Origin of the sequence: Pseudomonas sp. Pseusp97, assembly GCF_047304025.1 — a bacterium.
In the GTDB taxonomy this organism is placed as follows: Bacteria; Pseudomonadota; Gammaproteobacteria; order Pseudomonadales; family Pseudomonadaceae; genus Pseudomonas.
The window spans coordinates 1-1,112 of record NZ_JBGLYK010000442.1 but is presented as its reverse complement, the minus strand read 5'-3'; the positions used below and the strand labels follow the sequence as shown (position 1 = coordinate 1,112).

The window sequence follows — 1,112 nt, the reverse complement described above, 5'->3', positions numbered from 1 at the left end:
GGCGCAGAAGCCGCTGCTGCTGCTCGGTGGCGGCTGCGTCGCCGCCCAGGCCGAAGCCCGCGCGCTGGCCATTGCGCTGGACGCACCGACTGCGCAGACCATCAACGCCAAGGGCCTGCTGCAGCCGGACCACCCGCTGCTGGTCGGCAGCAACCAGTCGCTGGTCCCGGTTCGCGAACTGGCGCTGGAAGCCGACGTGGTGCTGGCCATCGGCACCGAGCTGGGCGAGACCGACTACGACGTGGTGTTCGACGGCAACTTCAAGATCGGCGGCGAGCTGATCCGCATCGACATCGACCCGCAGCAACTGATGCGCAATTTCGCGCCGCAGATCGCCATCCAGGCCGACGCGCGCACCGCCATGCGCGCCCTGCTGGAACTGCTACCGGCCCGCGAAGCCGACGCTGCCAGCCCCGGCGCCCTGCGCGCAGCCAAGGTACGTGCGCAACTGGCCGAGGACTTCAGCGGCTGGGCGCACTACCGCACGCTGTTCGACAAGATCCTCGAAGTGCTGCCCGACGCCCGCTTCGTCGGCGACTCCACCCAGACCGTCTACAGCGGCAACCACCTGGTGGAACTGGACGGCGGCCGCCGCTGGTTCAACGCCTCCACCGGCTACGGCACCCTGGGCTACGGCCTGCCGGCGGCCATCGGCGCCAAGCTCGGCGAGCCGGGCCGCCCGGTAATCAGCCTGATGGGCGACGGCGGCCTGCAGTTCACCATGACCGAACTGGCCAGCGCCGTGGAAGCCAAGGTGGGCATCGTCGTGCTGCTGTGGAACAACTACGGCTACGGCGAGATCAAGCGCTACATGGAACGCCGCGACATCACCCCGCTGGGCGTGGACATCTACACCCCGGACTTCCTGGCCATCGCCAAAGGCTTCGGCTGCGCCGCCGAGCGCGCCCGCGATCACGATCACCTGCAGGAGCTGCTGCGCACCGCGCCGAGCGACCGCCCGCTGATAGTGGAAGTGATGGAAGCGGCGCCGTTCGCGCCGTAATCCCATCGCACCGGGACCTCCTGTAGGAGCGGGGGGGGGGGGGGGCACCCCCCCCCCCGGGGGTTTTTGGGGCGACAAACGGGGAAGAGAGAGCCGCCCCGGCGGGGGG

The 1,112-nt window shown here is 70.1% G+C and carries 1 protein-coding gene; it reads left to right on the top strand.

The window, feature by feature from the left end; translation table 11 throughout:
* Positions 1-1,003: thiamine pyrophosphate-dependent enzyme (locus ACCC94_RS29745; protein ID WP_413353177.1), on the top strand; the 1,003-nt coding region annotated here is incomplete at its 5' end.
* Between the last annotated feature and the right edge of the window lie 109 nt (positions 1,004-1,112).